Below are 21,079 nucleotides of genomic sequence, written 5' to 3'. Positions count from 1 at the left end.
TTTATTTTTGATATATAATAGTATCATTTAATATAAATATAAATCATATTGAGTCCGATTTCAACTTTTGAATTCAGCCGTCCTCATTTCTATCTGTACATACCAAAAAAGCCGCGATCATCGCGGCTTCTTCTTGGTCTATATTAAGGGAACTTCAATTGAATACGGACTGGAATGCGGGAGGATAACCCACTCTCTTTGCTGCCTTCTTCTGCTGCCTCTGTTTCTTCTACTTGCACGAACCATTGCCTGCCAATTAACGATTGTAGCAGTTCAATCTCTTGTGGGGTCAGACGAATATGCTTCAGTGACAGTTCATCTTGAACGTAATCCCGATCCACCTTACGGTCAAACCGGAAATCGAGCAATCGTTTCAACCCGTTAATATGCAAAAACTTGAACTCATAACCTTGACGTATCGCCTTTTCCCAATCGTCTCCGATATCATCTGCTGTCTGTAGTCTTTCATCAAAATCCATCGCGGATTCCTTAACCAGAGGCAACAAACGGGAATAGTCTCGACGTTGTAAACATTCAATAATAACTTCTTTTGATTCCCCACTTGTCAGTACATTTTCTACAAGAAGCCCTACAGGAATGGACAGCTGAGTTCGACTCATTGCTCGACCTCCTCATTCCCGAGATACTGATTGAACCAGGCATTCACCTGTTCGAAGCTATCGATCCGAAGTGAAGGTTTACCGCTTTTGAGTAAACTGTGGTTGGAACCCGGATAACGAATCAGTTTGGTCTTTTTGCCGTATCGTTTTAGCGTAGTATATAATTCCTCCGCTTGTGCAATCGGTGTCCGATAGTCCTGCTCTCCGTGCATGATCAGAAGTGGCGTCTCAATGTGATGTGCATGGGCAAGAGGTGAGCGAGACCACAGGTATTCAGCGTTTTCCGCCGGATTACCACCAATGACTCCCTCAACATAGGAAATTCCGATATCACTCGTTCCATACATGGACAACCAGTTGGAGATGCATCGCTGGGTTACAGCCGCCTTGAAACGATGGGTATGCGCTACAATCCAGTTGGTCATCACTCCGCCATAACTGCCACCCGCCACACCCAGACGTGAAGCATCAAGGAAATCATATGTAGCCAGGGCATAATCAACAGCTTCCATCAGATCCCGGTAATCCCCTCCGGCAAAGTCGCCACAGCAAGCTCTGGCAAACTCCTGACCGTATCCCATACTTCCGCGAGGATTGATCCACAGCACAGCATAACCTTGTGCAACGAGTGTCTGCATTTCATGACTGTATGTTCCCGTATACATCGCGTGGGGTCCACCATGAATCTGCAAAATCAGTGGCAGTTTCCCATCGGTGTCGCGTATTGCCGGTGTGGCTAACCAACCTTGAAGCGGCCATCCATCGGAAGACTTAAACTCTACACGTAGAGGCACATTAACAGCTAATTCAGCCAAGAATTCATCATTTCTGCGGGTGAGTCTGAACATTTCACCACTGTCGATATCCACGCGATATAACTCTCCAGGGTGTTCATCTGTCAACGCAGCGATAACCAGCGACGTACCATCTGACGTTAAGGTATACTGATACACATCCTTTTCACCAGCGCCCGTAACGGATTGACACGCCCCATCTTCCTGAATACTGTACACGTCCACATTCCCGTTATGTGTTCCGAGTACATATACACCACGTTCCGGATGCTTATTATCCGAGATAGGAGAAGGTGACGCACCTGCCGACTTCATATCTCCAAGCGCCGCGTTACCAATCTGCATATCTAATTGAGGTGCAATTATCCTGGGTACACCCCGCTGAACGGGGACAGCGTATAAGCTGTTGTGGCTCCCGCTTCCATACTCACGATCACTGGCGATCAGGATCAGCTGCTGCCCGTCGGACGAATAGGAGAACTGGCTTATCGCCAGACTGGAATCTGTCACTTTGAAGAGATCACTTTCTCCCAATTGAACGCTGTATATATCCGTAAAGTACAGCAGATCTGCATCAAGCTCCTCGTCCTCTAATTGCTTCGAAATGAAAGAAAGCTGCTTGCTATCTGGCGACCACGCCGGAGCACTGATATTCCATAGCCCGGAAGTCACCTGCGTGATTTCCCCGCTTTTGATCTCATATACAAACAAATGACTGTATTGACCATCCCACCAGCCAGCCCCTTCCGCCTTCGGCGTTGTACGCTCAAAGACCTTACCTCGCAACACAGGTGCAGGTGGCTCCTGTTGGTCATCAGCTTTCTTCTTCTGTTGGTCCTCTGGCTGTACTTTGCTGGTAAACGCAATGTACTGCCCGTTCGGCGACCAGATATAATTCAATATTTTACGTGCGGGAGATATCAGCATGACAGGCTCTTTTTGATCTGAATGGAGCGTCCATAATCCTTTGCCCCCATCCACTGAGCGAATGAATGTGAGCTGTGTGCCATCCGGCGACCAAGCAGGTGAGGAATCTTTTGTTCCATCCGAAAGTGCAATATCTTCATCACCGTCGAGCGAAATTCCTCGAATTTGCGTGTTATATTCGTTTTTATCCTGATCTATGGTCTGTTCCACATAAGCCACTTGTCCGTTAGGACTAATCACCGGCTGACTGATCCAACGATAATGACGCAGATCCTCCGGCATAATTGGTCTTTGGTTCATATTGATGGCTCCCTTCTCCGTTTATTTATGGGTTGTCTCCGTACGTGGATCAAGCACATCACGCAGCCAATCTCCAAGGAAAATAACACCGAGTACGGTAAATGTGATCGCTAGTCCCGGGAATGTAGCGACCCACCAGCTGGTTGCTACGTATTGTCTACCATCACTGAGCATCCCTCCCCAGGATACATCAGGTGGTTTGATTCCCAGACCCAGGAAGCTGAGTGAAGCTTCCATAATAATCGTTGTGCCGACATTCATACCGCAGATGACGATAAAGGATGAAAGGATATTCGGCAGAATATGTTTCAGAATCAGTCTTCCATTCTTCGCACCAATCGATCTGGCCGCATGAACAAAATCCCGCTCCTTGATACTAAGTACCTCACTTCTTACCACACGTGTGAATGGGACCCAGTTTGTCACCCCGATGACAAAGATCAGCGTTGTAATACCGGGACCAACAATCGCCATCACAACAAGCATGAACAGAATGGTTGGAATCGCCATGAATGCATCACCTACACGCATGATGACGGCATCCAGCCATTTCCCGTAGAATCCGGATACCAGCCCCAGAATGGCGCCAATGATTCCTGATACAATCACTGCACCCATACCCACGATTAAGGAAACTCGGGCACCATATACAATTCGACTCCACATGTCTCTGCCGAGATTATCGGTACCCAGCCAGTATTCGGCCGTTCCGCCCTCAAGCCATGCTGGTGGTTTAAGTCGGCCCAGCGGATTCACCGCTGCCGGATCATGACTCGTCAATAGAGGTGCACCTATGGCAATTAACACAACCAACAATACAAGCACAGCACCAAACATTCCGGTCTTGCTGATGATCAGTTGTTGCCAGATATAACGAAATCCCGTTGGTGCACGCCCATTGTCTTGTTCCTGTTCTCTACCCGGAATTGGCATTTCATTGCTGCCTGTCATATGATTGCACCTCCTTCTAGTCGTATTTGATGCGCGGATCAAGTAGCCTGTAAGCTACATCCGTCAAGATGTTGATTACCACAACGATAAAGGCAATGACAAACACCGCTGCCTGTACAATCGCCATATCATGGGTGTTGACTGCAACGACCAGCAATTGCCCCAGTCCAGGCCAGGAGAATACCGTTTCCGTAATCAAGGTTCCCCCGATCAGACTTGTAAACTGCAAACTCATAATTGTCACGACTGGAATCAGTCCATTCCGAAATGCATGTTTCACAATGACAACCATTCGGCCAAGCCCCTTGCTGCGGGCTGTTCGGATATAGTCTTGATTCAGAATCTCCAGCATGCTGGAGCGAATCAGTCGGGTCATCTGCGCAGCCAGTCCAACGCCAAGTGTAAATGCCGGCAAGATCAGATGTGACAATCCTCCGCGACCAGATACCGGCAATACGCCCAGCATGACGGAGAACAAGAGGATAAGCATAATCCCCATCCAGAAGTTTGGCATTGCCTTACCAATGACGGATATTCCTGAAATAATGAGATCGGTAAACGTATTGCGTTTGACAGCTGAAATGACCCCAAGTGGCACAGCCATAAGTACGGCAAAAAACATGGCGGCTACCGCCAGTTCAAAGCTGGCAGGCAATCTCTCCAGCACAAGCTCTAACGCAGGCTGATTGTAGCGAAAAGACTGACCAAAGTCTCCCTGTATCGCACTGCCCAGAAACTTCACGTATTGCGTATATAAAGGCTGGTCCAAACCGAGTGCCTGCGTCAAGACAGCACGATCTTCAGCAGTAGCCGTTTCAGGCAACATTAGCGCAACCGGATCACCGGTGACTCGAACCAAAATGAATACAATTAATGAAACAATGAACAGCACCGGAATGATCTGCAGTAGTGACTTAAGTACGTATTTGCCCATTCCTTGTTCACCTCCCTTGTTAAAAAAGAACGGCAGGAACATGGTTATCCAGTCCCTGCCGTTCACGGCCTATCTTTTCAATGACCGGTTGTTATACCCGATGTTACTGTGCAACAGGTGTAATCTCGTCAGCATAGAACATCTCGTCACTGCGCGGCACGAAGTTCACTTTAGCATTTGTTCCGTAGACACCTTCCATTTGGTACAAGTATACGGCTGGGCGTTCTTCAGAGAAGATCTGTTGTACTTGCTGATACTCTTTCTCACGAGACGCAGGGTCCATGTTCACCAATGCCGATTGAAGCAGTTTTTCTACTTCAGGATTGTTGTAATCCGACTCGCCTTTTGCTTCTTCCAACATATAACGATTGTAGTTGTTCGAAGCATCAAACAAGGAGTTACCAATACCAATCATAAAGATTTCTTTGAATGATTTGGAGCTGTAACGTTCACTGAATGCACTTGCTTCCAGGACATCCAGATTGATTTTGAATCCGGCTTGTTCCAGCATCGCTGCAACAACTTCAGCCTGTTCTTTGTACTGTGCGGAAACGGAGATGGTCATCTCGGCTTCACCTTCCGCATAGCCAGCTTCTTGCAGCAACTGTTTTGCTTTTTCTTGATCATAGAGTGACGTTTTGTACAATGAAGGATCAGCACCGAAGTTGCCCGGAGTTACGGATGTGCGGGTTAAGATACCTGCTCCGCCGGCAATGCTGTCCACGATTCCTTGTTTGTCGATAGCCAGGTCAATCGCTTCACGTACTTTCGGATCAGCTGTGATGCTGCCTTCTGTCTGACGGAAGATCAACTGAAGTACACGCTGGATTGGCGCTTTGACAATCTTTTTATCTGCTTCGCCTTCGATCCGGGCAATGTCAGTGGACGGAATGGAAGACGCCACATCCACACCACCAGCAAGCAATTCGGATACACGTGTGGAGGCTTCAGGAATAACGCGGAATACCACTTCATTCCATTTTGGTTCACCGTCGAAGTAGTTCTCGTTTTTCACCAGTTCCACACGATCATCTTTGGTCCATTTACTGAACTTATAAGGGCCTGTGCCTACCGGTTGTTTCAGGAAAGCATCAAATCCTTTATCCGCAATATATTTTGCTGGCAGAATGCCTGCTCCCATTTTGGACAAACGATTCAGGAGCAATGGATCTGGACCATCCGTGATGATGTCTACGGTATAGTCATCCACCACTTTAACTTCTACAATATTTTTGAAATAACTGTTTTGTTTCAGTGTCTCGTCCTTGGCTACGCGCTCCAGCGTGTATTTTACATCTGCTGAAGTGAATGGATCGCCATTGTGGAAGGTTACACCTTCACGCAGCTTAAATCTCCATGTTGTATCATCGACTTGATCCCATGATGTCGCAAGTCCCGCAACTTTCTTCTGTTCACTGTCATTTTTGATCAGATAATCAAAAACGTTGACCAGAACCGCCTCACTGGAAGTGTTGTTGTTGTTGTGCGGATCGAAACTCTCAATATCTGTTGCTGCAGCAATGGTCAGTGTTGTACTTGCGCTTCCACTGCCCGTTCCTTCTGTTGCGGAACTATCATTTGTGCTTGTCGATTTTCCTCCGCAAGCGCTGAGTACCATTACAACTGCCAGTAACGTGATCCACAATCCTGTCCATTGTCTTTTTTTCATTGTGATTGCTCCCCCTCAGAAGTTGTATTCCTTGCCAAAAATTCAAGTGCTACTGCAGACAACATGCCCACACCATAAGGCATCGCTGTCTCATCAAGATCAAACATGGGATGGTGGAGTGGATAGCGAGTACGTTCCTCATCATTCCCAGATCCTAGTCTGAAGAACACACCCGGAATCTGTTCACAATAAAACGCAAAGTCCTCGCCCCCTGTGGAGGGTTTGATATAGGTCCATCCCTTCTCCGCATTAACCTGATCACAAGTCTCTGTTAGCAGGTCAACCATGCCGAGATCATTCACGACAACAGGGTATCCATCGCCGTAGACAACTTCGCATCCAGCTCCGAAAGAATCGCAGACCCCTTTAACAACCTGCTCGATCAAAGCTGGCATCCGTTCACGAATGGCAGGTGAGAGTGTACGAACCGTACCGATCATCTCCACTTCCGGGGCGATGGCTGTTCCCATATAACCTCCGGTGATTTTGCCAATCGTGACTACTGCCGGTTCAAGTGGATCAACCATCCGACTGACGATATTTTGCAATGCGGTGATGACCTGAGCGGATACCGCGATCGCGTCAATGCCCTCATGCGGACGAGCTGCGTGACCACCCTTGCCAAACACCTTGATAATCAAGGGATCAGCTGACGCAAACGCAACGCCTTGACTTACGCCCAAGGTTCCCGTGTTCTGTCCAGGTGTCATGTGTAATCCTGCGATGGCATCAACCTTCGGATTCTCCAGAACACCGTCCTGGATCATGGCTCTTGCCCCTGCAAGTCCCTCTTCCGCTGGCTGAAAAATGAATTTGATGTTGCCTGATTTCGGTCTTCCAAGACCAGTAAGCAGCTGGGCAGCTCCCATCAGGATGGAGGTGTGAGCGTCATGTCCACACAGATGCGCTTTGCCTTCCACTTGCGAGCGATATTCCACCGCTTTCTGATCCTGGATTGGCAGAGCATCCATGTCTGCGCGCAAGGCAAAGGTTGGTCCATCGGTCTCTCCGCGAAGCAGGCCTGTAACCCCGGTTTTTCCGACATTGCGTGTAACTTCGAGTCCCAGGCTTTCCAGATGCTCGGCTACGATAGCGGATGTGCGATGTTCCTCATAGCCGATTTCAGGATGCTGATGTAAATCTCTGCGCCAAGCGCTTAACTGAGCTTGTAGTGGCTGAGCCAGCTGTATTAGTTCTGAACGATTCATTTGCTGTCATTCCCTTCATTTTCTTCCGATTCAGAAACCAAACGGGCATAGATCGCGTCAGCCGAGAATTCGATATGCCTTTTCATCGTCTCCTTGGACTTGATGCTATCATGGGCTTTCAATGCTTCAAGAATCTCCATATGTACACCGTGGTTGACGGTACGTATCCGGTCATCATAAGGCATCAAGTCGAGCGCCGGGTTAATTTTGGTTCGGATCTGTCTGACGGCTCTCTCGCAGTATGGATTCCCTGACGCCTTGGCGATGGTCAGATGAAATTTTACATCCAGCGCCCTGAACCATTCCCTTGTGCAGTCTGGCTCTATACTTTGTTCCATGTAATTCTCAAGCAGCTCCAGTTCGCCTGCGGTGATCCGCTCAGCAGCGAGAAAAGCTCCCTCTGGCTCGATGATGGTTCGAAATTCAAACACCTTCAGCATCTGTGACCAATCCCGTTTAATTTCTTCTCTCGTGCGCTTATGCGAATTGGCTGTCAGAGGCAGTACAAATGTTCCGCCTTTGGCACCCACCCTTTTCTCAATCAAGCCTTTCTCTTCCAGTGAAGAGAGTGCCTCACGAACAGTAATGCGGCTTACGTTAAAAATCTCTGCCAGATCTCGTTCGGCTGGGAGCTGTTCTTCACTCATTAATTCTTTCAGAATAATGGCCTCTTCCAGTTGTTCCCTAATGAATTCACTAACCTTTTTGGTAGATACTTTCTCAAAACGAAATGAAAACGTACTGGACATCTAAACACTCCGATCTGTATATGGTCTAGACCTTATACCATTAATATAATTCCGACTAAACTTATATGCAATACTTTTTTTCAAGTAAATTCATATTTTTTTCTCACCACCTCCAAATTGAAGCATTTTGGCACAAAAAAGACGCATCCGCATTGGGCAGAAGCATCTTCCCCTTAGTTGATTTATTTACACCGTTCACTACGATGACAGAACAACCTTCCGATCGCTGTTATCCCCGGATTTCTTTGAAGCCCTAAAGGGGGAAATCCAGGGATAAAGGCGAACGCTCCGCTTCTTCAGGTTCTTTCTGTCCTCTCCGTTTTGTGTAAATGTTTAGTTCCTGTCCTCTATAGTTTCTTGTTAGCAAAGGATCTGAAATCGTCCGTAACTGCAAGTTTGGTGCTTCCCTCCAGGTAAAAGTTATCATCCGCTCTCCACGTATGGCTTTTTTTGTTTTTTCTCCGGTGATACACATAATTGAAAGGTGAGGTCGCGTACGCTTTGAATCCTCTTTTCCTGCATTGTCTGAGGAAGGTTACATCTTCCCCAATAGAACGGTCCGTGAAGCGGACTTTTTTCAAGATCTCTCTTTTGAATAAAATAGTGCCCCCTTGAACAAATTCAACCGGTTTATTTTTTTCAGCCGGAGATCTGACCAACAGTGTCTTGGACGCACCCAAGTAGACTAGGCACGAATGTTTACCCACAATATCACTTTTGGTCCGTCTCAGTTCTCTCACCTGTTCTGTTAAATAATACGGCGAGTAGTAGTCATCATCATCAAATTTGGCAATCAACGAAAAACGAGCCCTCGTCATGCCAGCGTTCAGGCTTTGTCCTAGCGAAATGCTCTCTGGAACTTGATATACATGAACATTCGCATATTTTCGAACCCGGTTTTGGTATAATGCCAGATTCATACTGTCATGATTCAGGACAATGATCAGCTCTTTGCTTTTATAAAGCTGCCGACTGTAATTTTGCAGGATGTTATCAAAAAATTGAGGACGATTGGTACATACAACAATGGAAACACCATGACCCGTTTTGTGTTTAGTCAAGACATACCCTCTTTTCAGCTCATTTTTCTCTCATCATATGTGCCGAAATAGAGTATGGTATGGACCAATAGCTAGCAACCAAAACACAAAAAAACCTCTGCCCCAAATAACGGGACAAAGGGTTCTGTAATCCAATGCAATCTAATCTATCCTTTTTTTCTTTTCTGTTCTATGCTTCGCTACCGTTATTCAAGTACACAGCCTTGCCTGTACGAGCAGATTCATAGAGTGCTTCCAGGATTTGAGATACAACCAGCGCTTGTTTTGGTGTAACGACTGGCTCCTGATCGTTTTCAATCGCTTCAATCCACTTTCTCATCTCAACATCCGGTGCGCTCTCACTCTTACCATCGTAGAAAGCTACTCCGCCAGCACTCAGTTCAACCTCGTTGGTATATAGACGGCTGAATTTCTCACCATTGATGCGCAGTCCGTTCTTCATATCCGCACCCGCTTCGCTGCCGCTCAAGCTACATTTCGCCTCATCCACATCCAGTGAGTTCAGTGCCCAGCTGGATTCCAACATGATCGTTGCTCCATTTTCCATCACAATCATGCCAAAGGCTGAGTCCTCTACCGAGAATTGTTTCGGGTCCCACGGGCCCCAGGCATTGGCTGCATTTTCACGTTGTGAAAGCTCATGATAGGTCGTACCCAGCACAACTTTTGGTTGATAGTTATCCATCATCCAGAGCGTCAGATCAAGTGCGTGCGTACCAATATCAATCAGCGGACCGCCACCTTGCTTCTCTTCATCCAGGAAAACACCCCATGTTGGTACTGCTCTACGTCTAATTGCATGTGCTTTAGCAAAATAAATATTACCCAGGTCACCTGCTTCGCACACCTTCTTCAAATACTGACTGTCTTCTCTGAAACGGTTGTTGTATCCGATGGTCAGTTTCTTGCCGGTACGTTCTGCCGCTTCGAGCATGAGTTGTGCTTCAGCAGATGTCTTCGCCATTGGCTTCTCACACATGACATGTTTCCCCGCTTCCAGGGCAGCAATGGAAATCTCGGCATGAGAAATATTCGGCGTAAGTACATGCACAATGTCCAAAGACTTATCCTTGAGCAATTCCTGATAATCCGTGTAGACTTCAGCATCAGTAGAGCCATATTTCTGTTTGGCTTCATCTGCACGTTCCTGAACGATATCGCAGAAAGCCACCAGTTCAACATTATCCAGTTTACTCAGACTCGGCAGATGTTTACCATTCGCGATTCCACCACAGCCAATAATTCCGATACGATATACTTTACTCATACATATTCACCCTCACTTAAGTATTGGTTGTTTCATTTTACGAAAAGCCGACGGGGTCATCCCCAGACGTTTGCGAAATACAGCATGCAAATAGTTGGCATTATTGAAGCCTGAAGCAAGAGCGATCTGTTCAATAGATACGTTACTTTCCTCCAGATTGCGGCACACGGCGCGCAGACGAATATCCTCCAGTACGCGGCTGAACGGCATCTCCGGCTGTACTTGGTAGAAGATTCGCTGCAATTGTCTGCTGCTGATATGAAGTTTCTCTGCTACATGCTCCAGTGTGACCACTGTAGGGTGATTCGCCTCCATATACTGCACTGCATACTCATAGCGATACACCGACATATCCCGCACAGGGGCTTCCGGTCGATTCCCCCCGGTGTCGTATGCTCGCACGGTTTTGAGTAATATGCTGATAACCAGTTGCTTGATCGACGTATAATAACCTAACAATTTCTGATCACATGCCTCGTAGGCTTCCAAAAAACAATGCATTGCCCGATGATAATCATTCACCGGAGTAAGCGGAAGCGTTCTCAGCTTTTCAATCGTTTCCTCGGATTCTGCTGCTTCCCAGGGATCAACATGCTCTCTTGGCTTGTGAACGATATCCACATGAAGACATAGTTCATCCATGTCCTCTTTGGCATCAGCCTCCTGATAATGAAGGACACCCGGTCCAGTCAAATAAAGCATACCTTCCGAGAGTGCATGTGTCTGATCATCGAGAATAACTTTACCTTTACCTCTTGGGATAAAATGAAACTCAAACTCTGCATGATTATGGAAATCCACAACTCGGCCCGCTGGAAAAGAAGTCAGATGAAATCGCATCACGCGAATCTCATAATGTCCCCATACCATTAAAATATCCAGTCTCTCCAGGAGATCCTGCCGTTCAAGCATTTTCTCATAAGGATACAGGCTCAAGATTGCACACCTCCTTAATAAAACCTAACCCTTCAACTCATTCAGAGTGATTCTGCGCCCTTCTTTGGCAGAGAGATTCGCTGCTTCCATCAAACGGGTCAGCTCCATAGCAATCTGCACGTTTTCGGTTGCATCCGTATCATTTTGTATATGTGCGACCCATTGATTGAATGCGCTTTCTCTTTGGTCTGCCAAAGGAAGTTCAGTCCACTCTTGATACTGTCCCTCTGCTGCTTTCGTGCGAATCAATAACTTCTCTTCGGGTGTTCCGTACAGAAGCGTACCTTCCGTACCATGAACCTCAATCGTAAATGGAGAATGGCTGTTCACAAAACCAGCTTCAACAACGCCGACTGCTCCAGAATCCGTAAACAAGGTTGCGACTGCATTATCTTCCACTTCTTTGCCTGTAATATATCCGAAGTTCGCGTTAACCGCTGTTACTTCTTGACCCAGAAACAATTTGGCAAGATACATGGGATGGCAGCCCAGATCAATCAGTGCACCGCCCTGACAATCCTTCAGATCATAGAAGTGTTGAGGTAACCAGTTCGATATTGCTCCATCATGCGATAAACGCACTCTTACATAAGTCACTTTGCCAAGTAATCCTTGGTTAAGTACATTCTGAATCGTTAACGTATACCCTGCATTCAGACGTGGTAAGGAAACTGTCATCTTGACGTTGTTTGCCTTTACCTCATTAAGGATTCTGTTGGATTCCGCCTGTGTTGATGCAATAACCTTCTCCGTGAAGATGTGTTTACCTGCTTTTGCAGCAGCGGTGATCACCTCTTCATGGATGCGGGTTGGCGCATCTACAATAACGGCATCGATGTCATCCTTGGCCAGCATATCTTCGAGTGAAGCATAGAAGGGTAGGTTTAAGCGTTCCGCAGCTTCCTGCCCCCGCTTGGCATCTTCATCCCAAACAGCGGCGATGACTGTATCCTCATGTTCCTGTACCTGCTTGATGTAATCCCATGCGTGAACATGCCACAAGCTAATTTTTCCAATTCGAATGGTCAATGTGTCTTACCTCCATACTATATAATATTCTGACATTTATCTATAAGTTATCACAGACTTAATCTATTTTTAATAGAAACTCACGACAATAAATGTATAAAATCACGACATGTTAACACCCCCACTAATTTATCACAATCTTTCAGTCCCCCTTATCGTGGACTTAGCGGGTATCAACTTTTTTGAGCTATAACTGATCTGATGATGAGTACTTCTCTTCATCTTTTTCTCTAAACACAAAAAAGCGAAACTCCGTAAAGGAATTTCGCTTTAGCTATCAGTTAACTTTCAAACAAAATCTTAAAGAGTTTAAGGGCTATGGCGCACAGTTTCACCGTTTAATAAGTTAACTTTTTGATCATTAATTGAAATTGTATGGTTATCGACCCATTCCAAGTCTACCTGATCCGTCTTCCCCTCATAATAAAATACTCTTTTAAACCAAAGTGGGCCTTTTAATTCCCCCATAACGCCAAACGATCCCATGGCTCCAGCGTCAGTTTTATAGAAACTTATTGTATAGTGCTTATCTGGTGAATGCGTAGTCGTAAGTAATTGTTTGTATCCTGAAAATATCGATGTAAATGACAAAGCACCCAAAAGGATGAAGATCAATACTACGGAGAGAACCATCGAGATCCAACTCCTTACCTTAGTAGACTTGTTCGATTTATCTTTGAAACCAAGTAAAGCTAGAGCCAGGCCTAAAATAGAAAGAATTAGTGTTACATAGTTGGGAGGACTAACTAGCCATTTATTATTCATATGAGAATATAGTGAATACATCGAAATTAAGTATAAAAAAAGCACTAAAAACAAAGCAACCCAGCTCATTTTTCTCACTAAAATTGTCCCCCCTCTTCCCACTTAGATTATGTATAAACAGTTATCAAAATCATTCATTTTAAATAGGTCATCATTGGATCGGCTACACTTAGTTGGACAGAAAAAATAAGGGCTTGTAGAATAAAACTATCATGTTAAGGAGCGGATCTCTACAATGCCTAAACAACAACGACGCACATTCACAACCGAGTTCAAAAAACAAATGGTGCAACTCTTTGAAAACGGCAAATCCAGAGCTGCAATTGTGGAGGAATACGACCTCACTGCTTCGGCTCTAGACCGCTGGATCAAGCAATCGCAGGCAACGGGCTCTTTCAAAGAGAAAGACAACCGTTCACCTGAAGAAAACGAATTAATGGCTATGCGTAAAGAGCTAGAGCGTCTACGGATGGAGAACGACATTTTAAAGCAAGCCGCGCTGATCATGGGACGAAAGTAACTATCATCCAGAATAACCGTGATAAATACTCAGTATCAGCAATGTGTAACGTCCTCGAAATCGCCAAAAGCACCTTCTATCATGAAGCGAAGGAAAAGCCAAATGAAGATGAGCTCACGGAAGCTATTGTGGAGATATTCCACAAAAATCGAAAAGTCTATGGTACACGAAAGATAAAAGCCAAGCTTCAGGAACGAGGACTCATCGTATCTAGACGTCGCATTGGTCGAATCATGCAAGAGCAGAGTCTCGTCTCCACGTACACCGTTGCGCAATTTAAGCCTCATAAAACGGCCTATAATGAGGAGGAAACAGTGAATGAACTGGGTCGGGAGTTTAATCAGACGGAAGCAAAGCGCTTCGTGGTCAGCGATCTCACGTATGTGAAGGTCGGTCATCGGTGGCATTACATTTGTGTGCTCATGGACCTGTTCAATCGAGAAATTATTGGCCACAGTGCAGGTCCACATAAGGACGCTGCTCTGGTTTCGCGTGCCTTTGCAACGGTAGAAGGCGACTTGAGCCAAATCCAGTGGTTTCATACGGATCGTGGGAGTGAGTTTAAGAACCACGCGATGGACCAGCTTCTAGGCACGTTTGGTATTGGTCGATCACTCAGCAAGAAAGGATGTCCCTACGATAACGCTGTGGCCGAAGCCACCTACAAGGTCATGAAAACGGAGTTTATTTACCAAATGGAATTCCGAAACCTCCGTCATTTGGAATTGGAATTATACGACTACGTTAACTGGTTTAACAGGCACAGAGTTCATGGATCACTGGGGTATTTGACGCCTGTTCAGTATCGCCAAGAAGCCCTTAAAAAAGTTGTCTGATTTAATGTTGACAATCCATCATTTGTTGATCAGTGATTTCAAAATCTACTCATAATATGTATGTTCACTTACTCATTAAAGTTTTATAGACCCCTGAATAGCCCAACTCAATTAATAATCTGTACATGTACATCTCGAACCCAGAGCCATCCTCCATCCTGTCTATATCAGCGATAGTAACAGCTTTCAAATTGTAATTTTCCTCAGTGAATCCCTTTGATCTCTTGTGTTTACGTTTTAAACTCAGAATCCAAAGACTAAGTGTAGCAACCACTACAACGATGAATACAAATAAAATATAGATCATTAGGTCTACCTCCATTACAACAAACTAGCACAATAATACCACATTTTCCTATCTTGGAAATTAATTATTTTATCGGATAAAAAGAACTTATATCAAGCGATAAATCCGTTATAGCCTTCAATAAGACAATATTTTGACTAACAAAAACCTCCTGTCCACACTACCGTGAACAGGAGGTTTCTATAATTAAGATATGCAATAATTAACTCAACGTAAGCAATACCCTTGTGTAACGATTTTGTACCCGGATACCTTCTGGCTGTGTCCCTCCAACGTATCCTTAACCCGTTCCAGCACATCGCTCTCATAAACGGAGGCGCATTCAACTCCGGGCCGAACGTTCAACTCAACCGATTCAGAGTTCAAATTATACCAGCGAGCAATCAAATCTCCGGTTTCCTCTGCGATCTTCAATGTGGAGAATGCCAGTGTCGAACCTTGCGAATTCCACGCTAACCATTGCTTCGACAGAGGTAGTTCCACCTTCTGCCCATCAGCTCCGGTATGACTTTCTCGCTCAAACGTGCGTGCAAGTGCCCCTAGCTGCACAGTCGTCCACGGAATCGGATACGTATAGGCAGTTGCACATGCACCTGACTGTGCGGCATCACCTGCAAATGGAATAATTGCATATTCCACACTCTGAGGTCCCAGACATTGGGCTTCCGGTGTTTCAAACACACCCCAATCTCCCAGCTCCGAAGAGGCACGCAGCAGCGTAACCGCAATCGTACTGCCTTCTTCATGCTGCAAAATTTCGTATTCATTCAGCCCTTTGTTTGCAATCATCAACCCGTAATCACCATCAGTCACATGTACAAACGCTTGCTGATGCTGCGCATTACTTGGATTCACCCATTCTTTGGCCGGTGTATTGGAACGTTTGGCAATTTCAAAGATGGAATCTGCATAATGATTGTCTGTCACCAGTCCGGATGGAAAGAGTGCCCGCAGTCGATGATCCTTGGCCTGATTGTTAAAGTCGGATTTTATCTTGACCATATTACTGCCTGCTTCCAACGTATACGTTGTCGTAATCACAAGCGGAACATTCTGCTCGACTCGCTGTGCCTTCCGTTCTGTAAAAGGAACCATTTGGCGCTTCTCCAGCTCGAACATTTGATCTGCTCCGGCAGGAATATCCCAGCGTAATACACTCTCCATGACTGCCCGATACGGAGACTGCTCCACAATCCGCAGGTCTGCCTTCAGATGCTCCGTGGTCAGCGTTGTCTCTCCCTCCGGTTGACGGTAGACATATTCATTGCCGATATCACCGGTATTCTCATATGAATTCAATCCCTTGTATACAGTACCTGAGACCTTATCTTCAATCGTTGCCGTACCATTCTCTTCAACCGTCACTCGCAGTTGACCATTCTCCATCATCATCCCCTGCACCTGGATGACGTCGCTCGTATCGGGCACTTCAACAATCTCAGCAAACTCTGCTTGTTTCTCTACTGGAATGAGAGCATACGTCTTATACCCCAGCGAAGGTACATCCACCACCTGGAAAGTCACTCTTACTTTACGAGCCATATAAGGCTGTCGGAAGCGATCCTTCGGAAGTTCATAACCAAAATGTGCACCCAGATCCTTGATTTCTGCCGAATACGTACGTCCATCCGAATCGATCAGTTGATACACTGGCAGTGCATCTTTTTCCACTTTCTGCGCAAGTGCCTGGGGATTAGGACCTTCTGGGAAAAATGCTTTGTCCACAATCAGATCCATTTCAATGATTCCATTTCGATTCCAACCACTCGTGTTGAACACAGTGAACAGCACTGCTTCCTCTCCCCAAGCCTCAGCAGGTTGCACACGAATGGACTCAGCAATTGCCTGCGCGCTCTGGGAAACCAATTTCTCTGCAAGTTGTCTGCTCTTGGCGAAGCGAGTCACCATCTCACGGTGGACCTCATCCACACTGCATCCGCAGATGCTATCATGTGGGTGGTTCTGCATCAGCATCTTCCAAGCATGTGTCAACAGATGGTGCGGATAATCTTTTACCCCGGCTATATGCGCCATGGCAGCGAGTGGTTCGGCTACTTTTTCAAGCACCGTCTGTCCCTGCTGATTCAACTGTTTCAGATAAACCCGTGCGGATGCCGTATTCACCAGTGTTCCCCAACCATCCGTGTGCTGACTGCGAAGCTCACCCTCAATGGTCGCCAGATGCTCAGGGACTTCCTTCGTAACCGCCTCAATGTAATCGTCAAAATTGGAGTGAATAAATTCCACATCCGGATACAACGCAGCCGCCGTGCGTAAAGCCTCGGGCAGATCCGTCTGGATCGGCTGATGATCACAACCATTCATGAACAACAGATGTGGAGTCGAGGCGAATTTCTCGGCATCCTCCAGATTTTTATCCCAGTATACTTGAGCTTTCTCCGGATCAACCGGAACTTCCATCCCGTTGCAGTACCAATTCGCGAACAAAATGCCGAGCACTTCGGAACCATCCGGCGAACGCCAGATCATCTCGGAATAGGGAGATTCGTAACTGTCGGCATCAACCACCTCATTATTGAATCCCGTAGGCTTCACCCCACGCCCGAAGATCGCGTTATGAATATCCGCCTGTTGCAGAATCTGCGGTGCCTGTCCCATATTTCCAAACGAGTCTGGGAAGTATCCCGTCTTGGATATCACACCCAAAGGTCGAGCATCACGATGCCCGATGAGCAGATTACGCAAGTTGGCCTCACTGCTGGTCAGGAACTCATCCTGTAACACATACCATGGACCAAAATGGATGCGTCCTTCACGAATATATCGGTCGAGTCTCTCCTGTTGTTCGGGCCGGACCTGCAAATAATCTTCACGAATAATCGTCTGCCCATCCAGATGGAAATAACGATATTCCGGGTTCTGATCGAGCGTATCCAGCAGTTTATCCATCAGCTCAATGAGCAGTACATGATGGTGTTCATAAGGCATATACCATTCACGGTCCCAATGGGTATGCGAGATGAGATGTGCCGTCTTTTTGGTTGTCATGTTGCGTACCTCCTGTCATTAACCTTTGGTTGCCCCGCCCATGCTGAAGCCCTTGGACATGTAACGCTGGGAGAAAATATATAGCACAACCGAAGGCATCGTATAAAGTAGTGAAAATGCAGCCAATCTGCCGTATTCAACCATACCGTGGCTACCAAAGAATTGATAAATCGTGACCGATGCCGGAAGTTTCTCCGGTGTCTGGAGCAGGATGTATGGCACGAAGAAGTTGCCCCAACTTCCCGAAAAGGTAAATATCGCTATCGTTGAAATACCAGGCAACATCAATGGCGCCACGATTCGTCTCAATCCGTTCCACACGGATGCACCGTCGATCCATGCCGATTCTTCCAGATCAATGGGCACCGAATCCATGAAGTTTTTCATCATCCAGATGCCGTAAGGAAGTGAGGATGCGGTCAGGAACAGCATCGTAGCAATGATGCTATTTTGCATTTTGAAGAACAGAAACATCTGAAATACCGGAACCATCACGGCAGTAATCGGAAGAGCTGTCATGAACAGAATCGATAACAGAAAGCTTTTTTTGAATCTCATTTCATAACGGGATAATGGATACGCAGCAAGAACCGATACCAGAACGACCAATATCGCTTGCCCTCCCGACAGAATCAGGCCCACACCGAATGAACGAAGATTGCTTGAATCCCCGAGCACATCCTTGAAATTTTGAATGGTCCAGGTACTGGGCATTTTGATGCCCTGTTGCGCGTTTGGGTCAAATGAAGCCAGAATGATCCAGAGTAGCGGCAATAAAAAACAGAGCCCTAGAAAGACTAGAATCCCGTACTGGATTTTGCGTTGAAGCCCATGTTTGACCATAGGATCGAACCTCCTTCATGGTTACACTTTCACTTTCATGGATCGCATGTAGAACAGGCTGGCGATAATACCGATGAACAACAGAACCAGAGATATGGCTGTGCCGTATCCAAACTGATAGTTCACAAAAGCCTGGTTGTACATGAAGATCGGCAAGGTTTGTGTTGAAGTACCCGGGCCACCACCCGTCATCGTATAAATTAGCGTGAACACGCCCAGTGTCTGTAGGGTAACCAACATCATGTTGGTCACGATGGACCCTTTTACCATTGGAATCGTAATGTGTCTGACAATCTGGAACCCGGTGGCACTGTCAATAATCGCAGCTTCTTCAACTTCCTTCGGGATATCATCCAGAGCCGATTGATAGACCATCATAGAAAACGCTGTGCCGTGCCAGATATTCGCGATAATGACACTCACCATAGGGAAACTGAACAACCAGGAAACTGGATTCGCCCCAAACCAGCCAAGGATCTGATTCAATGAACCATTGTCACTGAAAAAGGCCACCATACAGAATGCCACAACAATCTCGGGTGTCACCCAACCGGCAATGACGATGATCCCGATGACCCGGCGGAACGTCACATTTTTTTCCTTCATTAGAAGAGCCAGAATGAACCCAAGCAATACCTGACCAATCACTGCGGAGAAGATGAGAAAGACCAGCGTACGCCAGACACTAATCCGGAAGTCCGGATCATGGAACATATTAATGAAATTCTGGAATCCGACAAACTCCAAACTCTTGGCTGCCGCCCCGGTCAGAGCCATATTCGTAAAGGCAAAACAGATCGTCAGAATGATGGGAACAATGAAAAACACAAGTAATAACAGTACAGAAGGCATGAGAAACAGAAATGAGCCTGGTGCTTTCCTTTTCATAAGTCACTCTCCATTCGAACCGGAAAAAGGGGAGATTGCCTCCCCCTCCGAATATATCGATATCCTTATTTCTCTTCGATGCTGTCCGCGCCAAGGGAACGAGATACGTTGTCCTTTAATTGCGTAACTCCCTCTTCCGGCGTCAGCTTGCCAGAGGCGATACTCTCAACAATGCTTTGCAATTGTGCGGATACCGCTGCATATTGATCGTTCGCTGGACGGAAGTGGGCCACATTCAAGAGTTCCTGTGCTTCTTTGGTATATGGACGCTCCGTATAACCTTCAACTTCTGTGGAATCGTTACGTGGGCTGAGGCTGCCTTCCGCTACTACGCGAGCAGTCGCATTTTCCTTATTCATCAGGAACTCGATAAATTTCCAAGCTGCTTCCTTATTCTTCGCCTGTGCAGGAACAGACCAAGCCCATCCTCCAGACATTGTAGTTGCTCCAGGTTCTTGCCCATTTTGTGTCGGGAATGGTGCAAAACCTATTTTCTCTTCAACGTTGGCGATTGGAGCAGCACCGTTCTCTGCCCATGTCGAACCTGCCCAGCTACCATCTACAGCCATCGCCAGTTTGTCTTGCGGGAACTGTTGCTGGAATGCAATACTGCCAGCTTGTCCATTCAAAGCGACCTGCATGGTCGGGCCTGTTTTATCCGTGTTAAACACTTGGTCTATGAATTTGAAAGAATCCAGCAGGCCCGGGCTGTTAACGACCCATTGCTTGCTCGTGTCGTTATACAGCGTATCCGCCGTACCATAGAGCAGCATTTCCAGTGTTTGCATGGTGACACCTTCACCGTTTGCTTTGCCCACGATCATATTAAGTGGCGTCACACCCGGCAGCTTTTGCTTGATGGTACGTGCTGCTTCGAGTACTTCTGCCCAGCTTGCAGGTTTGAACGGAACTTCAAGTCCCGCCTGTTGAAACAGTTCCTTGTTGTACCAGATTCCGCGTGTATCCGAAGTAGCCGGAACGCCGTACACTTTGCCGTCTTCTCCGGTAACCCCTGCCTTCAGGTTGTCGATGATGTGATCTTCCCAATCAGACCATCCCTGAACCTGTGTATCCAGCGGCTCCAGATATCCCGCAGCAGCATCGGATTTGATGATGGATGTATCTTCGGCAATGACATCAGGTGCCGTATCCGGGGATTTCATCTGCAGAACCATTTTGGACGTATAATCACCCTCACTTGCCAGTACAGGCGCGATATTGATTTTGATATCCGGATTTTCTTTCTCAAATTGATCCACCAAGCCTGATTGGAAGAATTTCGTAAGTGTATCTTCAGATCCTGAAGAACGGAATGATACGGTTACTTCCTTCTTGCCATCACTGGTTGTGCCTGTACTTGAACTTCCACCCGAACAGGCTGTAGTAAGAATGAGCAAGGATGTCATAACTGCTGCTACCGGCATTTTCAATGATATTTTTCTCATGATTCGCTCTCCTCTTGTCGG

At 46.4% G+C, this 21,079-nt stretch carries 17 protein-coding genes; 1 reads left to right on the top strand and 16 read right to left on the bottom strand.

Annotated features, from left to right (window positions below; genetic code table 11):
* Nucleotides 1–143 precede the first annotated feature (143 nt).
* From MKY92_RS13800 to MKY92_RS13745, 12 genes are all read right to left on the bottom strand, one after another.
* A complete protein-coding gene (locus tag MKY92_RS13800; RefSeq protein ID WP_339301271.1) occupies nt 144–620 on the bottom strand; it encodes a hypothetical protein in 477 nt (158 codons plus the stop codon).
* Nucleotides 617–2,641 carry a S9 family peptidase gene (locus MKY92_RS13795; protein WP_339301270.1) on the bottom strand — a complete coding sequence of 675 codons (2,025 nt, stop codon included), beginning with the start codon at nt 2,639–2,641 and terminating at the stop codon, nt 617–619. The genes MKY92_RS13800 and MKY92_RS13795 overlap by 4 nt, the downstream gene beginning before the upstream one ends.
* Before the next feature lie 21 nt (nt 2,642–2,662).
* Nucleotides 2,663–3,592: an ABC transporter permease gene (locus MKY92_RS13790; RefSeq protein ID WP_339301269.1), complete on the bottom strand. Its 930-nt coding sequence runs from the start codon at nt 3,590–3,592 to the stop codon at nt 2,663–2,665.
* Nucleotides 3,593–3,608: 16 nt separating this feature from the next.
* A complete protein-coding gene (locus MKY92_RS13785; RefSeq protein WP_017688654.1) occupies nt 3,609–4,526 on the bottom strand; it encodes an ABC transporter permease in 918 nt (305 codons plus the stop codon).
* A 103-nt stretch (nt 4,527–4,629) separates the two neighbouring features.
* Nucleotides 4,630–6,195 (bottom strand): ABC transporter substrate-binding protein, encoded by a 1,566-nt coding sequence (locus MKY92_RS13780; RefSeq protein WP_339301268.1) that lies wholly within the window; start codon nt 6,193–6,195, stop codon nt 4,630–4,632.
* The gene (locus MKY92_RS13775; protein WP_339301267.1) at nt 6,192–7,403 is read right to left on the bottom strand and encodes a M20 family metallopeptidase; all 1,212 of its coding nucleotides are present in this window, start codon (nt 7,401–7,403) and stop codon (nt 6,192–6,194) included. The genes MKY92_RS13780 and MKY92_RS13775 overlap by 4 nt, the downstream gene beginning before the upstream one ends.
* On the bottom strand, nt 7,400–8,152 hold the full coding sequence (locus MKY92_RS13770) for a FadR/GntR family transcriptional regulator (protein ID WP_339301265.1): 753 nt from the start codon (nt 8,150–8,152) through the stop codon (nt 7,400–7,402). The genes MKY92_RS13775 and MKY92_RS13770 overlap by 4 nt, the downstream gene beginning before the upstream one ends.
* A gap of 347 nt (nt 8,153–8,499) precedes the next feature.
* Nucleotides 8,500–9,213: a glycosyltransferase family A protein gene (locus MKY92_RS13765; protein WP_339301263.1), complete on the bottom strand. Its 714-nt coding sequence runs from the start codon at nt 9,211–9,213 to the stop codon at nt 8,500–8,502.
* Between the two features lie 169 nt (nt 9,214–9,382).
* Nucleotides 9,383–10,480 carry a Gfo/Idh/MocA family oxidoreductase gene (locus MKY92_RS13760; RefSeq protein ID WP_339301262.1) on the bottom strand — a complete coding sequence of 366 codons (1,098 nt, stop codon included), beginning with the start codon at nt 10,478–10,480 and terminating at the stop codon, nt 9,383–9,385.
* A 12-nt stretch (nt 10,481–10,492) separates the two neighbouring features.
* Nucleotides 10,493–11,416, bottom strand: a complete 924-nt coding sequence (locus MKY92_RS13755) for an AraC family transcriptional regulator (protein ID WP_339301260.1) — start codon at nt 11,414–11,416, stop codon at nt 10,493–10,495.
* Nucleotides 11,417–11,440: 24 nt separating this feature from the next.
* Nucleotides 11,441–12,445: a Gfo/Idh/MocA family oxidoreductase gene (locus tag MKY92_RS13750; RefSeq protein WP_339301258.1), complete on the bottom strand. Its 1,005-nt coding sequence runs from the start codon at nt 12,443–12,445 to the stop codon at nt 11,441–11,443.
* 309 nt (nt 12,446–12,754) lie between these two features.
* Nucleotides 12,755–13,279 (bottom strand): DUF5412 family protein, encoded by a 525-nt coding sequence (locus MKY92_RS13745; protein WP_339301786.1) that lies wholly within the window; start codon nt 13,277–13,279, stop codon nt 12,755–12,757.
* 166 nt (nt 13,280–13,445) lie between these two features.
* Here MKY92_RS13745 and MKY92_RS13740 point away from each other — a divergent pair.
* Nucleotides 13,446–14,566 (top strand): IS3 family transposase gene (locus tag MKY92_RS13740; protein ID WP_339301256.1). Its coding sequence is split into 2 segments (ribosomal slippage): nt 13,446–13,695 and nt 13,695–14,566, totalling 1,122 coding nucleotides; the frame shifts between segments, so codons are not numbered across the junction.
* A gap of 514 nt (nt 14,567–15,080) precedes the next feature.
* Here the strand turns inward: MKY92_RS13740 and MKY92_RS13735 are convergent.
* The 4 genes from MKY92_RS13735 to MKY92_RS13720 all read right to left on the bottom strand — a co-directional run bounded on the left by MKY92_RS13735 (nt 15,081) and on the right by MKY92_RS13720 (nt 21,058).
* Nucleotides 15,081–17,882: an alpha-mannosidase gene (locus tag MKY92_RS13735; RefSeq protein ID WP_339301255.1), complete on the bottom strand. Its 2,802-nt coding sequence runs from the start codon at nt 17,880–17,882 to the stop codon at nt 15,081–15,083.
* 18 nt (nt 17,883–17,900) lie between these two features.
* The gene (locus tag MKY92_RS13730; protein ID WP_339301254.1) at nt 17,901–18,725 is read right to left on the bottom strand and encodes a carbohydrate ABC transporter permease; all 825 of its coding nucleotides are present in this window, start codon (nt 18,723–18,725) and stop codon (nt 17,901–17,903) included.
* A gap of 21 nt (nt 18,726–18,746) precedes the next feature.
* Nucleotides 18,747–19,613 carry a sugar ABC transporter permease gene (locus MKY92_RS13725; RefSeq protein ID WP_036608294.1) on the bottom strand — a complete coding sequence of 289 codons (867 nt, stop codon included), beginning with the start codon at nt 19,611–19,613 and terminating at the stop codon, nt 18,747–18,749.
* 65 nt (nt 19,614–19,678) lie between these two features.
* Nucleotides 19,679–21,058: an extracellular solute-binding protein gene (locus tag MKY92_RS13720; protein WP_339301252.1), complete on the bottom strand. Its 1,380-nt coding sequence runs from the start codon at nt 21,056–21,058 to the stop codon at nt 19,679–19,681.
* Between the last annotated feature and the right edge of the window lie 21 nt (nt 21,059–21,079).

The sequence above is a fragment of the Paenibacillus sp. FSL R5-0623 genome (assembly GCF_037974265.1).
In the GTDB taxonomy this organism is placed as follows: domain Bacteria; phylum Bacillota; class Bacilli; order Paenibacillales; family Paenibacillaceae; genus Paenibacillus.
Note: the sequence above shows the minus strand (reverse complement) of the source record. Positions and strands in the feature narration are given on the sequence as shown.